Annotated in this window: 12 protein-coding genes; 7 read left to right on the top strand and 5 right to left on the bottom strand. The window is 51.7% G+C overall.

All coding sequences use genetic code 11. The features are described 5' to 3' along the window. Positions 1-149: 149 nt before the first annotated feature. The 6 genes from HU722_RS01940 to HU722_RS01915 all read left to right on the top strand — a co-directional run bounded on the left by HU722_RS01940 (position 150) and on the right by HU722_RS01915 (position 7851). Positions 150-434, top strand: a complete 285-nt coding sequence (locus HU722_RS01940) for a hypothetical protein (RefSeq protein ID WP_186754405.1) — start codon at positions 150-152, stop codon at positions 432-434. Next, positions 431-703, top strand: coding sequence for a DUF3077 domain-containing protein (locus tag HU722_RS01935; protein WP_186754407.1), 273 nt, complete (start codon positions 431-433; stop codon positions 701-703). The genes HU722_RS01940 and HU722_RS01935 overlap by 4 nt, the downstream gene beginning before the upstream one ends. Continuing rightward, entirely contained in the window at positions 700-3588 is a 2889-nt protein-coding gene (locus HU722_RS01930) for a DUF927 domain-containing protein (protein ID WP_186754409.1), read from the top strand. Before HU722_RS01935 ends, HU722_RS01930 begins: the two co-directional genes overlap by 4 nt. Positions 3589-3686: 98 nt before the next feature. Then, positions 3687-4529, top strand: coding sequence for a coiled-coil domain-containing protein (locus tag HU722_RS01925; protein WP_186754411.1), 843 nt, complete (start codon positions 3687-3689; stop codon positions 4527-4529). 92 nt (positions 4530-4621) lie between these two features. Continuing rightward, a complete protein-coding gene (locus HU722_RS01920; RefSeq protein WP_154990319.1) occupies positions 4622-4801 on the top strand; it encodes a hypothetical protein in 180 nt (59 codons plus the stop codon). Between the two features lie 362 nt (positions 4802-5163). Beyond that, complete coding sequence (locus HU722_RS01915) at positions 5164-7851, top strand: TrlF family AAA-like ATPase (protein WP_186754413.1); 2688 nt, start codon at positions 5164-5166, stop codon at positions 7849-7851. A gap of 116 nt (positions 7852-7967) precedes the next feature. On the opposite strand, the gene HU722_RS01910 is transcribed toward HU722_RS01915, so the two are convergent. The 3 genes from HU722_RS01910 to HU722_RS01900 form a co-directional block, all read right to left on the bottom strand. After that, positions 7968-9230, bottom strand: a complete 1263-nt coding sequence (locus HU722_RS01910; RefSeq protein WP_186754415.1) for a hypothetical protein — start codon at positions 9228-9230, stop codon at positions 7968-7970. 36 nt (positions 9231-9266) lie between these two features. Then, positions 9267-10058: a hypothetical protein gene (locus HU722_RS01905; protein ID WP_186754417.1), complete on the bottom strand. Its 792-nt coding sequence runs from the start codon at positions 10056-10058 to the stop codon at positions 9267-9269. A 608-nt stretch (positions 10059-10666) separates the two neighbouring features. Next, entirely contained in the window at positions 10667-11686 is a 1020-nt protein-coding gene (locus tag HU722_RS01900) for a hypothetical protein (protein WP_218490457.1), read from the bottom strand. Positions 11687-12892: 1206 nt separating this feature from the next. On the opposite strand from HU722_RS01900, the gene HU722_RS01895 reads away from it, so the two are divergent. Continuing rightward, positions 12893-13114: a hypothetical protein gene (locus HU722_RS01895; RefSeq protein ID WP_003187522.1), complete on the top strand. Its 222-nt coding sequence runs from the start codon at positions 12893-12895 to the stop codon at positions 13112-13114. Between the two features lie 242 nt (positions 13115-13356). Here the strand turns inward: HU722_RS01895 and HU722_RS01890 are convergent, their stop codons facing one another. Together HU722_RS01890 and HU722_RS01885 are read right to left on the bottom strand one after the other, a co-directional pair. Further along, positions 13357-13950 carry a hypothetical protein gene (locus HU722_RS01890; RefSeq protein WP_065890189.1) on the bottom strand — a complete coding sequence of 198 codons (594 nt, stop codon included), beginning with the start codon at positions 13948-13950 and terminating at the stop codon, positions 13357-13359. Next, a complete protein-coding gene (locus HU722_RS01885; RefSeq protein WP_065890187.1) occupies positions 13947-14519 on the bottom strand; it encodes an RNA polymerase sigma factor in 573 nt (190 codons plus the stop codon). Before HU722_RS01885 ends, HU722_RS01890 begins: the two co-directional genes overlap by 4 nt. Positions 14520-14554: the final 35 nt, after the last annotated feature.

Raw genomic sequence — 14554 nt, 5'->3', positions numbered from 1 at the left:
GCCCTCAATCCGTCCAAAATTCGCGCCGCCGCTCATCGAGCTATGGCCCTCGCCGCTTTACACGCCAACTCCAGCCTCGCTACACGTCTTTCCCGTTACAACGCCCACATGTCAAAGGCTCGCGCCCTGGAAGCCGCAGGGGGTGCCCAATGAGCATGCTCCCAGGCTTTTCACTTCCCGAGGATCTGCTCCGCGTCAGCCAGGACGCCGAAGCCGGTATTCCCATTGATGCCATCACCTGCGCCCTCGACCGTGCCGATTCAGTTCTGATGCTGCTGGAAGATCATTTAGACGGCGATAAACCCGTACTCTCCAACCGCGTGCTGTCATCCGTCATTTGGGACGTGCGCGGCACCTTGGGCTTGATCAAAACACTCGCCTTGTACGGTGATGCCTCCTCTGTGCCAATGGGCCAGAAAGGCGGTGCCTTGTGAACACTGCCACTACTCTCGGGCGTGCCGAATTCTCATGTGCTAACGACACCCACCAGAAATTATTTCGGGTGAATGCAGGCGTGCCGCTTGAGGATGCGCTTGAAGCAATTTCACTGTTTCAGCACTACGCCAATCAACTGACTCTCGATGCCGCCATGAGTGACGAAGGCGAGCGTTTCAGTTGGCCGGCGTTCTACCTAGGCGAGATGGCTAAAGCGCTGATCGATGACGTGAACGATGCGCTGTATGCAGCGAGTACAGCGCCATGACTCAGCGCACCGGCAACACCTCAAAACGCCCCAGCTTTGCCAACGTAAAAAGCGCCGCTCTTACGAACATCGACCGTGTACTTGCTCACTGGCTGCCAAACGGCAAACGTGTCGACGGCGGCAAGGAATACACCGCACCGAACCCCACGCGCACAGACAAACGCGCTGGCTCACTCAAGGTCAATTTGAGCAAAGGCACTTGGGCGGATTTTGCCACCGGCGATAAAGGCGGCGATCTGATCGACCTGGTGCGTTACATCGACGGCGGCACGGACGTTGAGGCCTGCAAAAAGCTGGCAGATCTGCTCAGCGTTTCCGCAGGATCTGCAACCACCAAAAGCACACCGACCAAGCCCGCAGCGCCGGAATGGATCGCGCTTCAGCCGATCCCGGTCGAGGCCATGAACAAGTGCCCGGCCAAACACCGACAACACGGCGCCCCTTCCAAGGTGTGGATCTATCGCGATGCAAAGGGCCAGCCGGTCATGGCGCTGTATCGCTTCGACCTGGACCCAGATGAAGACGGCAAACCACGAAAGGTCTTTGCGCCGTTGACCTGGTGCAAACGCGCCGATGGGCAAACCACACAATGGCGCTGGCAAGGGTTGGCGGAACCTCGGCCACTGCTGCGGTTGGATGAGCTGACACAGCGCGCCGACGCGCCTGTGGTTTTGTGTGAAGGCGAAAAGGCCGCTGACGCCGCAGCTGAACTGATGCCCGACCACATCGCCACCTGTTGGCCGAACGGCTCCAACTCTTGGCACAAGGCCGACCTGTCGCCACTCAAAGGACGAGCTGTGGTGCTCTGGCCGGATAACGATGCCAGCGGCAAGACCTGCATGGACGCCATCGAACTCAAGTTGATTGAGCTGGGCGCCGCTTCAGTGCAACGAATTGCGCTCGACGTGTTCAATCTCAAGCCCAGCAGCAAAGGCGGCAAGCCAACACTCGTCAAAGGTGGAAAATGGGCTGACGGAGACGATGCAGCAGACGCATTAGCCAAAGGCTGGACCGCTGGTCACGTAGCCGAGATGGTGCGCAGCGGTGAGTTTTTCGGCGGTGCCGCTGAGCCAACCGAACCTCAACAACCGAAGGCCAAGGCGCCCGCCAAACGCCCCGCGAAATCGAAAAATGATCTGTTGCCGGGCGGCTTTCGTCTGACCGCTGAAGGTGTTTTTTATTCCGGCGACGATGGTGAGGCACGCCCCGTGTGTTCGCCTCTGGAAATCATCGCCCGCACTCGCGACGACAAGGGCCACAACTGGGGCTTGTTGGTTGAGTTCGATGACCCGGACGGCGCTAAAAAACGTTGGAACATTCCAGCCCGGACCATGACCGGCGACTTCGGCAAGGACGTACTCGGGCCACTGGTAGATATGGGTTTGCGCCTTGCAGGAAGTCGATCTGGGCGTAACGCACGCAATGATCTGCAGAGTTATCTCGGCAGCTTCGATAGCGCCCAGCGCGCACGCTTGGTAACGCGCTTGGGTTGGCACGACAAGGCGTTTCTATTGCCCGAACAACAGATTGGCTCGCATGCCGAACACCTGCATTTTTATGAGGCAGGTGCCCAGCTGCCACCGATCAGCGAGGCGGGCTCTCTGGAGCAGTGGCAGCAGCAAATCGGCGCACTGTGCGTTGGCAACCATCGCTTGGCGTTTGTCGTCTCTGTGGCCTTTGCTGGCCCTCTGTTGAACCTGCTGGGGCATGAGTCGGGCGGCTTCCACCTCTACGGCGACAGCTCCGGGGGCAAGACCACTCACCTACAAGTCGCCGCCTCGGTTTATGGCGGGCCGCGCCTGGTGCGTTCATGGCGCTCGACAGATAACGCCCTGGAGTCCATCGCAGCCGCCCATTCAGACGGTCTCCTGGTGCTGGACGAAATCGGCATGTGTGACCCACGCATTATCGGCGAGACGGTGTACATGCTCGGCAACGGCACCGGCAAGGCCCGGGCGAATGATCGAGGACAAGCGGGCCGACAGGTACAGGAGTGGCGCTTACTGTTTCTCTCGACCGGCGAGAAGACGTTGGCGCAGCACATGGCGGATGCCAACAAGGAGCTGAAAGCAGGTATGGAAGTGCGCATGCTTGCCGTGCCTGCGGACGCGAGCAAAGGCCTCGGCATGTTCGACGTGCTGAACGGTTTTGAAGACGCCGCTGCCCTTTCCGATGCGCTCAAGGCCCGTGTAGCCAAATACTACGGCACGCCCCTCACCGCCTTCCTACGCGCTCTGTGCGCGCCCGGGGAAATGCTCAGGTGGACGGTGATCATTCGCCGCACGGTGGAGCAGTTCATCACCCAAAACCTACCCGCATCGGCCAGTGGTCAGGCCCAGCGTGCCGCCCTTCGCTTTGGCCTCGCAGCAGCGGCCGGAGAGTTGGCCACTGCCTTCGGCGTCACCGGTTGGCCGGATGGTACGGCCACGACTGCTGCACGGGTTTGCCTGCATGCGTGGCTGGCTGAGCGTGGTGGCGCCGGTAACTTCGAGGGTGATGCGATCTTGGCGCGGTTACACCAGGTCATCGAACGGTTCGGAGAAAGCCGCTTTACCCGCTGGGAATCTGCCGCCGCCAAGATCGATGAGCACGGCCCACGCACGATTGATCGACTCGGCTTTCGCAAGACGATGGAACACGGCATGGGCGATGCACTGCACACCACCAACACCTACTACGTACTGCCAGAAGCCTGGAGGGCCGAAATCTTCAAGGGCATGAACATCAGTGCAGTGAACAAGGAGCTGCTGCAACGAGGCGTGCTGGAACCGTCCAGCGACGGAAAGGCGTCGAGCCTGGTTCGGTTACCCGGTCTGGGTCAGCAACGCTGCTACATCGTGAAGACGATTCCGGGCTCGGAAGAGAGCGAGGCCAGGGCTGCCTGACGGCATGCCTGCTGATCGAGGTAGCGCCGGCTGATTACCGGCCTCGCCAGCCGTTCGACAACCACCCCTATCAACCGCAGTACCCAGAGACAATACAGATGAACACTATCCAAGAACTGAAAGACCGCCGCGACACACTGACCCTCGAAGTAGAGAGCATTCAGCGCGACCTGGCGCCCTTCGAAGAAGCGCTGGAAAGCCCGGAGGTTGTCCAGCAAGGTCGTCAACGGGCAGTGCAAGATCAAATCAACGATCACAAAAGACGCATCGACTCACGAGATCACGAGATCTATCGCCTGAATCAAAAAATCGATCGCCTTGAGGCTTTGGCGAACCGTGAGAGCTTAGCTGCGGGTTACCTCAGCAGCATTGCGAACTGGAAAGCCGACGAGATGGAGCTCAACGAAAAGCGCAGCAGCATTGTGACCAGGTTGCAGCAAGTCCGCCAGAGCGATCAGGAAGACATGGCAAAGGCTCGACAAGCTGAAACGGACGCAGCCACCGCTTATGCGCAGGCTGTCGCCTGGGGCGATGTAGAGGGCGAGAAAGCCGCTAACGTGGAAGCTCAAAAGGCAGCAAAAAACCTAACGGCTGCGGCTGAGCATCACCGTCGCCAACAACTGATCATCAACGCACTGGAGCAAGAGCTGGTGACGATTGATCTGCACATCACGGAGGCACAAAAAGAACGCGCCAAGATCGAGAACAAAGCGGCTCACCTGGCGAACACTGTGCTGGAAGAACAGTGGAACGAGGCTGCGAAAGCACTGTTGGAGACCGGCGGCAAGCTGTGGGCTGCGCGAAGACTGATTAGTCAAGATCCGGTTGCGCTGCTGAAGCTGGAAATCCCTGAGCAAGGTGAAAACTTCGGAAGCTGGACCTTCCGAGAGCTTGCAGAACGATCACACCAACACAGCCTGCTTGACCTGTTGGCGGCCTAACCTCAACCTCCCCGAAGCAATCGGCGAAGGCGGGTTGCTTCGGGCCTACCATCGGTCTAACCATGAACAAACCACCACAGAACAGAGCACAGATGCCTGATGACCTAAAGGCCCGAAGGCTGCATTTGAACGGGATAATTGTCGGGATGGATGGAGTGAATAAGCTCAACGCAAGAGCAAACAAAGACACAAAGGTTGAGACGCTCACGATTGCTGCAATAGAGGCAGAGCTTGATTTCATTGACCTTAAGCTCAATAAAAAGGGAGTGTGATACACAAGCGGCAGTCTTAAAGGCTTCCGCTATGCTGAACCGCACAAGCAGCACGCACCCGGCCATTTATCAGAAGAAAGCCCTCAACCCTTGTCTAGAAATTCGCGAGCGATTCAGCCCACAAATCCGAACAACTTCGGCGCTCGCGGGCAGCAGCTGAGAACTTGACGCCCCTCGGACTTCCTGGATTCATTCATTGGCGACAAGCCTTGATCCCCGCCTTGAAAGTACACGCTATATTTCAATAACACTCTAATATGGCGTTGTGCTATCTATACGTGCGCCCTCTGCTAGCTGGTAGGAGGCTAGCGCTAGTCAAGCCACTAGTATCGAAGTCGGCAGCGAAAAATGGAGTTTTAAGCATGAACGACAAGCTTAGCGCGTGTGTAGCTCTCCCAAACGGATCACGATTTTATCGCGGGGACTTACATATCCACTCCTATATAGCATCTCATGATGTCAAAGATGACGGAATGACTGCAGAGGCAATTGTGGCTACGGCGGTTTCAGAGGACTTGCAGATAATCGCCATTGCAGACCATAACGAAATTGGTAACGTTCAGCGCGCCGTAGAGGCGGGAGTAGCGGCCGGGGTGTTGGTAATACCAGCTGTGGAGCTTTCTACACCTGAAGGGCATTTACTGTGCTATTTCCCGAATCTTTCATCATTACAACGATTTCATGGGCGATTAGATATTGTTGATCGGGGCCTTTCGACAAGCAGATGTAAAAATGCAATGCACTCGTGTTTGGATATCGCCGTTGATTTGGGTGGTTTTTGCGTTCTGGCCCACGTTGACGGTGGAAATGGTCTTGAGACTAACTATCCAGGAGGATCCCCTCATAAGCTTGATATTTTATGCCACGAGGGACTACTGGGAATTGAGCTGAAAAGCCCTGAATCACTAGTTTCCTATTCAGCGGAGGACATAGACGACGTTAGAGCGCAGATAGGAAAATCTAGAGTCGAGCGCCTAGGACTTGGCGCAAAACAATATCTCGCACGCCTTTTAAACTCCGACTCACATACCTTAAACGCACTTGGTAGAAACGCATCACAAGATAGAAAACTGACTAGATACAAAATGGCAACACCGACATTTTCCGGGCTAGTACTAGCTTTACGCGAAAACGATTCACGGGTAAGGCTTGAAAATGAAATCCCTACTACTACACCTTATATCTTAGGCGTATCCTTGGAGGGAGGTTACCTATCTAAGCAGGCGGTACATTTTAGCAAGAACTTAAATTGTATAATTGGAGGAAGGGGATCAGGAAAATCGACAACATTTGAGGCAATCCGGTGTTTGACTGGTAGTGATTCAGGCGCCGAAGTTGTCGACTCTGAAGTATGGCCACAACAGCTGAATTTATTCTGGCAGGATGAAGCAGGACAGAGGCATTCTCTTTCAAGGTGCATTAACGGATCACTTGAAAACCTTGATGATATTCAAAGTGGTCCAGTAAGTTTTGATATCGATTGTTTTGGACAGGGTGAGGCTTCCAAAGTACGTGAGCAAAGCAAAAGAGACCCCCTAGCCCTTTTAAAATATCTAGATACATTCACAGGGGTTGGGGACGCCATTAAAATCGAATGCGAGGCTATAACTACACTTTCCGCGATCCGTGAAAAGGTTGTAGAGGCTGAGCGAAATGTTGCGCAGATACAGGATGTCCAACGGACACTAAGCGTAGTACAGCAGCAACTAACAGCATTCGAGGCGGCCCAAGGATCTGAACTAGTAAAGTTACAACGCGGCATGGCGATCGAGAAAGAAATCCGAACAGGCCTAGACAAATCAATCTGCGAAATTGACAACCTTATTAATCCGTCAGAATTAAAAGAACTACTGGGAGAAATGAATGGATTAATAAGTGGTAAAGGTATTTCAGTTGGATCGGAGGAAGCGAAGTTAATTGAAAGCGCTATAGAAGCATTCACCAATAAAGCTGAGAACTTCTACAGCACTCTAAAGAGTGCCTTCATCGAGCTTCAATCTAGCACCAAGGAACTCTCTAAACAATGGGAGGCGAAAGAGCGACCTATTCGAGCCGACATTGAAACAAAGCGTAGCGCCTTAGAAGCCAAAGGTGTGAAGCTAGACATGGGGCATATCACGAAGCTAACCCAACAGGAGGGCCAACTTAAAATTAGCTTGGAAAGTTTGAAAACGTGGATTCCACATTTTCAGCTTTTGAAAATTCAATATGCCTCTGCCTTAAAGGCACGATGGGCCGCCCGAAGACAAGTAGCCAATGATCGTCAAAGATATGCAGTAAAAGCCTCTAAGTCACTGGCAGAAGTCCTCGATGATCTTCAGGTAAAACTTGCATACTCTGAAAGCGCTTACTCCTCTGAAGCAGTATCTATAATCGTGAGCGCGATGAAATGGAAAACCAGTAGCCAGAACAAGGCCAAGGCAATAGTCGAGCAACTGAAGGTTCCGGGATTACTCAGCGCTATTGAAAAAAGTAATTCGGATGCACTGTTCGGTGTAGTGGCATCAGAAGATATTAAAATGTTCTCTATGGCAGATGCCAGAGAATTAATCGAGGTACTCAGCGAGTCGTCTGTGAAATTCTCTCTTGAGAAATGTCAAGTTGATGACCTACCGAAGTTAACAGTAACAAAAAAAGCAGACGACCCGAACGTCTTGAGATACATACAGAAAGATTTCTCTCAGTTGTCCTTAGGACAACAACAATCAGTACTACTGGCACTCATTCTTTCATCAGATAGCAAGAAACCACTAATTATCGACCAGCCGGAAGACAATCTGGATAGTGAGTTTATTGTACATACTTTCGTTCCCGTTCTACGCAGAGCCAAAGAACGCCGTCAAGTCATAATCGTGACCCATAACGCTAACATAGCTGTACTTGGAGATGCAGAACAGTTGATTATTTTAAAAAGCACTAGCGAGAGAAGTGTAATTGTAGCTCGTGGGTCGATTGACGATGAAGAGTCCAGAGTGGCTGCGTGTAAAATTTTGGAAGGAGCTCGTGAAGCATTCTTGCGTAGAGCAAAAATATACGGGGTAGTAAAATAGCATTGATGTTAAGACATGATCATGACCTTGGATCAGGCTTCTATTGCGAGTAAGTTACGCTTCGGCAGATGCATAACTTACCTCGCGACAAAACCAGCCAGAAAACCATCGCTGGACTAATACTGACTATTTTCATAAGGATAGCGCTGCATGAACATTCTTATAACTAATTCAATTCTCTCTGAAGAAACATTCATTACAAAATGACGAAGCTGATCTGACTTAAACTTACCCATAACCATACGTAGTTCCATGACAGAAAACTCATGAGTAACATCATTCATCTTCATTGAGGCGACGACTAGCTCTGGCGCATTGACTTCATCACTAGGATTTGAGAGAACAGCCGTTATCAATTCCTGCTCTAAGAAAAAATCGGTGCCGCTAGGAATATCTAATGTCGTTCTATATTTCAACTGCTTCGCAGGTATTTCTCTATCATCAATTATTCCACCTGCATTGAAGATCGAGTTAAGCTCTGCAATTGCCGACCTACTTTTTCTGTCGACCTTTAAATTATTTAACGAACATGAAGAAAAGCGAGTAGTAGTTGCCGGCGGATACGCGACAACTGACGGCATATGAATTTGAAGCAAGCACTCGATAATATCAGGTCGCCCTGTAAATATTGGCAACGCATATGCCCTTCTTTTAATATCCTTTAGTTTATTCTGGATAACATCTCTCGCATGATCAGATGTAAGCGCCATAGTCAGGCCGTTGTGTGAAAACCCTAACTTTGTAACATCTGCCGCTATTACTCCGAAAGCATGCTTTTCTTCATATCTCTTGGGCATGCGTAAAACTATCTGATCTCTTGCCTTTACCAGGTTGTCTTTAAGATTCCGCGAACCAGCTATCCTTTTGCACTCTACAAAGAAGGCATGCTTATCCGTGACGGCGATGATGTCAGTATCAGTGCTGATGTCGACTGAACAACCAGTTTGACAAAAGTAACTCGCAATCCGCAGTTCAAACTGCGTGTCTCTAGATTCTGTATTTTTGTCTAGAGCCGCGAAATCGCTGCCACTCACTATTTTTTCTATTTTCTCTTCAATCCCCTTTGGCACATATTTTTTTAATCCGCGTAATATCCACATTAACTCATGAGCTTCTCTCAACAAATACAATTGCCAATCGAGAGCACTTTGGAACCTCGCATCATTAACATTTTTGAATATCTTTCTTTCATCAATGAGCTCGCCTTCAGCCAATTGAAGAAAATACTGCGTGTATCGAGCAATCCGAGTATTGTGAGTTTTGATTCCGAGATCATCTACAAACTCTTTAAATTTTATTAAGTCAGCAGCATGATCTTGAAAACTTATTGCGGGCAGGGTTTTTTCAGGCAACTGATAAGACCGATCTTCGTTGGTCATTCTATTTCCCTTATTTACCTAAAGACTACGGCTGATTTAATCTTCCGACGGAGTAACAGGGCGAGCCTTAGATCGAGTTCGTCGTCTTCTTCGCTTCGGCTTAGCTTGTTCAGGCACAGTGGGAGCCGCTGAGGTTTTGCCATAATACTTGTCGAATAGAAAAATAACTAAGAATAACGCAATTACAATAATGACAAACTGATAAATTATGCTAAATTCATGAAAATGCCTATATAGTCCGCCGAGAGGCACCGTTGCATCGACATCAATAGTACCGTCTGAGTACTTAACATAAGTTTTGTTGCCGCGAAGAAAAAAATAATCCGACGTCCAGAAATATACGACCTTAGAGGATCTAGGTGGTATTTCACCAAGCTCAATGGGTTCTTTATCACTAACTCGAATAGATTTGCTAGCCCCTTCAATTAGGGCGACACCTTCAAGATAATTTACGAGACCTACATTGGTTGCAGCTTTATCTCCAGAATTATCTATCGTATAGACAAGAAAAGTACGCGCATCGTTATCAAAACTGTATTTTGTACTATACGCTTGATCCCTGAGCAGGTTAGCAACTAAAGAAAGCTGTGAACTAGTAAACCCTTGAATCTTGACATTATCTATTTTTTCTAAATTAGCTTCAATATCTGAAACACTGGTTAGCTCCTTACCAATATACTCTTGAATACTTGGGTGTGTTCGATAAGCGCTCGATTCTACGCTAGCGCTCAACTCGATCGCCGGCGCCGAGAACCACTGTTTCAGGCTAATAGTCGAAAGGGCCAAACCCACTACAAGAGCAACAACAGACAGATGATCCTTAATCAAAACTATAACTCCATATTGAAAAATTGAGTTTTACCCAACTCAAGAAATCGTGCTCAGTGCAAGCTGTGAATAATCTTAAGTTCGCTAATCATGAGGTACGAATCGCGGATTTACAACATCGGCGTTTCTCCACTACCTAATATCTGCTCTTACCCGGAGGTAGCCTGTTATGCATAGCGACTTTCGAAGCAAGGCGGCTGTCCATTTTAGGTATGGTTCGAACCAGCTAAGCGGCACTCGCCCATTACTTTACAGTATTACGAACCTTGGTATTACAGCCTATAGACGCATTAGCGGCTGTTGGTGCCACCTTTCGAGAAATTTAAGACACTTCGTCTGGATACCCCGAGTAGGTATCCTACCTGAATTGAGGCGGGTAGTTGAGGATTACCCATACCAAGACTAAGACTGAGACAAACGACCGCCATGTCTTACCAGTAAAAGCCTCCATCCATAAATCGGCGGGGGCAATTGAAAAAATCGAAGTTATGAGGATTCAAGCAAAACCTACCAACCGACAGAATGGGATTTTGCAAATAGTGAAGGCACTGCAACGTACCCTCACCATTGCCCTCATTTCTAAAGACTTATTCTCACTATAGAACTTCTTAGTTCGGCTTTGACTTCAGAGAAGCAAGAATCGCTGAAATATGCGCCATTGGATTTATTGCATTCTGAATCGCTGCGATTTGAGCCAATGGCTTCATCGATTCATAAATCGCGGCCATTTGAGCCGATGGCTTCATCGCTTTATGAATCGCGGCCATTTGGGCCGATGGCTTCAGCGCTTCATGAATCGCGGCCATTTGGGCCGATGGCTTCATCGCTTCATGAATCGCGGCCATTTGGGCCGATGGCTTCATCGCTTCATGAATCGCGGCCATTTGAGCCGATGGCTTCATCGCTTCATGAATCGCGGCCATTTGGGCTGATGGCTTCATCGCTTCATGAATCGCGGCCATTTGGGCCGATGGCTTCATCGCTTCATGAATCGCGGCCATTTGGGCCGATGGCTTCATCGCTTCATGAATCGCGGCCATTTGGGCCGATGGCTTCATCGCTTCATGAATCGCGGCCATTTGGGCCGATGGCTTCATCGCTTCTTGAATCGCTGCAATATGCGCCATTGCCTCCAATCCAGCACGAAATAACTCCATCTGCGCCATTGGCATCACTGTAGCTTGGCGCACAGCATCAAAAAGTGACTTTTGTAATAAGGGAACTCTCACCAACCGCTCGGATGGGCTCACACGAACTTCTCGTAAGTGCGGCATTTGAATAGAGCGGGGAATGGGGCGGAATACGTCAAGATGTACTAGGCCTAACGCGACTGCAATGGACTCCGCCTTTTCGATCGACACATTCCAGTAACGCGATATGCGCAGTGAAATATGCGTAACGACATCATCCAACTCTAACGATTGGCCGGAATAGATAGCCCCATTTTTTTTGGCCTGCGAGCGCAACTCTTCATACCCTCCATAACCCAATATCTGAGCAAAGGTATGCTGCACAGTGGACCGCTTAGGCTTCACGGACTGATCGGGATGGTGCTTACTCAGCTTGGAAATAGAGCTTTTGATGCGGCCGGTATCAAGGTCGGCCGATGTAACGGGAATACGAACCATATAAACTCCTCGTTCAGGGGCACAGAGTTCACACAGTAGCTGGCGGGCCGTGGTGCACCTGACTAGGGTCAAGTTTCGTATCAAAATAGTGGGTGTGGCGGCTTAAGCAGATTGGTCTCGTATCCAAAGAATTCGCGCAAGGCCAGCAGCGCCGAACGAGACCAGTCCGGCTTTAGCAAAATTTTAGAGATCTAGAAATTATTGTCAAGCTAATTTAGAGCGACAGGATCAGTCTCTGGTGCTTTGACACTCACCACAGTGGGCATTAATCGTTACGCACAAGCCAATTATTTACGTAACACCTTTTAGCCCCGCAACAAGCCCTTACGTTGACATCGCAAAGGTGTGCAATTCAATATTTTCCCATAAATTCAATATCTTGCATTTATAGGTAACACACGTAACAAGGTTTTTAGTCGATAGACCCCTAGCCCCTGGATGGAGGTTCCACCAGCGAAAAACCTGGGCCGCATCAGCGACTTAAAAACGCGGTGGGGTCCCCCGGAAGTTAATTTGATCGAGGTGTCGGAAACCTGCGCGTTCGTGTTAGCGGCTGGATTTTTCAAGTTAGTTGACAGGTTGAAGTGGTTGACACCCATTACCCTGGTTGACGCTATGCAGGTGTTCACTATCAGCAACCGATACAGCCACCTTTACCGAAGCTGTAACGATGGCCCTTTTTCTTCAAGATCCTTTCAATTTCAACCATTGAAATTTCAGTAACTTCCAACGCCTCCCACTAACTCGATTCCGCGGGTTTCATGCCCCGTGTAACGCGAAACCTCTCAGGGTCCCCAGCGTGATTTCCTGTCATCGAGAGGCGGAGCAAGCGAAACTCGCTTGGTAGGCTGGAGCGCAAAGCACCTGCCCACGACACCTGGATGCTGACGTTAGCGTTACACGCACGGGCAGCGTTACATCCGATGTACGCGATGCCGCTCAACTGTGTAACAGCCGTGAAAGCCAATGAAACCGGGCGTTTGGTGAAGGGCGTTACACTCGTAACACCAGTTACACCGGTTTTGGAGGGGGCTAGGTGTGTGCTCTCATGCTGTCTTTCCAAATTGGCCCTACATCACATTGTTGGCCTTTAGTGAATCAAGATGGTCGGCATGATTTCTAATCACCAGGTGGTGAGGACAGCTGATATGCAATGCCACTGGCTCGAGGTAGATTGACTACCTGACAAAACGGCGAGAGACCATCATGGAAGACACCCCTTTGCTTGCGTCATTACTCAAGCGCATGAATGAAAACCAACTGGCGCTGGGGGCAGCTATCGAGGAGCTGTCAAACTGGGTTGAGCAAAGAGGATCGACGGAAGTGGCACAGAACATTCGAGGGGCACTGGATACCCTGGATGAAAATGCAGGATTCATCACCCTTGCGCTCGCCTCACTGGCGGCGGAAGGTCGAACGAAGAAGTAACGACTCAGCTGGAAGGCACCACATAAGTAACCATTTGGTGTTGCTTCACCCTACGGGGATACCACGAAAAAAGTGGCCAGGAGGAAGCGCCGTGTATGCCCACGTGTATGCCTAACCGAAGCGCCATCAAACATACCCAATGAATACGGGCATCTTACTGTCCAGTTCAAACGACGCCGGGGCACCAGATATGACGAAAAGCCCCAGGCCAAAAGGCCTGGGGCTTTTTTATGAGCGCCTGTTTAACGCTTCTGTAACGCTTCCAACCGCATCGGCAAGTCTTCCTCGGGAAAGCGCTCATGCAAAGCCAGCAGCTTTTCATCCGCCGCCTTGGTCTCCCCGGCCTCACGCAACCTCACAATCTCCTGCAACCCCTCCTCCAACGAAAGTAACGCCACCGGCGCGCGTTTGCTGAGCTTGGTTGTGGTTTCATCCGCCATCGAGCCCATGACTTGCGCACGCTCGGCCTGGGGCGCGACGGCCATTCGGGCCACCGGTGCGGGCGCGGACATCGCGGGCGGGGCGGGGCGTGGAGCTTCCTCATGAAGGGCGGAGAAGGTTGCCGTGGACATTTCAGGTTGCGGCACGGGGGAGCGCGTCACTACGCCGATCATGAGCGCTAAACCGGCCACAGTGGCGAACGCCATCTGCCAGCGCGGACGTTGGCAGGCTTGCAGCCAACGCTGCCACAGGCTCGGCTGCGGAGCCGGGGCTTCGTGGTGGGCGGCGGTGAGGATGAAGGCGTCGAGGGACGCGGGCGGTTCGCCGGTGCTGTGTTGACGCATGTGCTGGAGCAGCACGTCGTCAGGATCCGGGGTGTGTCGGGAGTCGGTCATGCGGGTATCTCCTCGGCCAGCAGGCGGCGCAGTTTCTGCTGGGCGTAACGCAGGCGGCTTTTTACGGTTTCCAGCGGGGCGCCGGTGAGGGCGGCGATTTGCGGCACTTCGAGTTCGCCGTGCAGGCGCAGCAGGAAGACTTCGCGCTGGTCTTCGGGCAGCGCTTGCAGCGCGGCGTCGAGCCGCGCCTGGTCGCGGCTCAGGCTCAGTTGCTGCTCGGGGCCGGCGCTGTCGTCGGGCTGGGCGTGCAGTTGCTCGTCGTAGCTGTCGTGCAGCGGGTTGTGGATGCCGTGCTTGCGCCAATGGTCGATGAGCCGGTTGCGGGCTATCTGGAACAGCCATGTGCGAAAACTCGCCCGGCCTTGTGGCTGGGTGGCGCTGCGGATCAGGCTGAGCCAGGTCTCCTGGTAGATTTCCTCGGCCAGTTCGGTCTTGTTGCTCAGGGACACGAGGAAGCGGTACAGGCCCTGGCGATGCCGCGCATACAGCGCTTCGAACGCCGCAGCGTCACCGGTTCGGTAGCGGGCCAGCAGCGATTCGTCGCTGGGTGAAGCATCTGGTACGGCCATGTAAGTGGCGAACTCCTTCTAGCCAGTAAAACAGA

The organism is Pseudomonas tritici (assembly GCF_014268275.3).
In the GTDB taxonomy this organism is placed as follows: domain Bacteria; phylum Pseudomonadota; class Gammaproteobacteria; order Pseudomonadales; family Pseudomonadaceae; genus Aquipseudomonas; species Aquipseudomonas tritici.
Note: the sequence above shows the minus strand (reverse complement) of the source record. Positions and strands in the feature narration are given on the sequence as shown.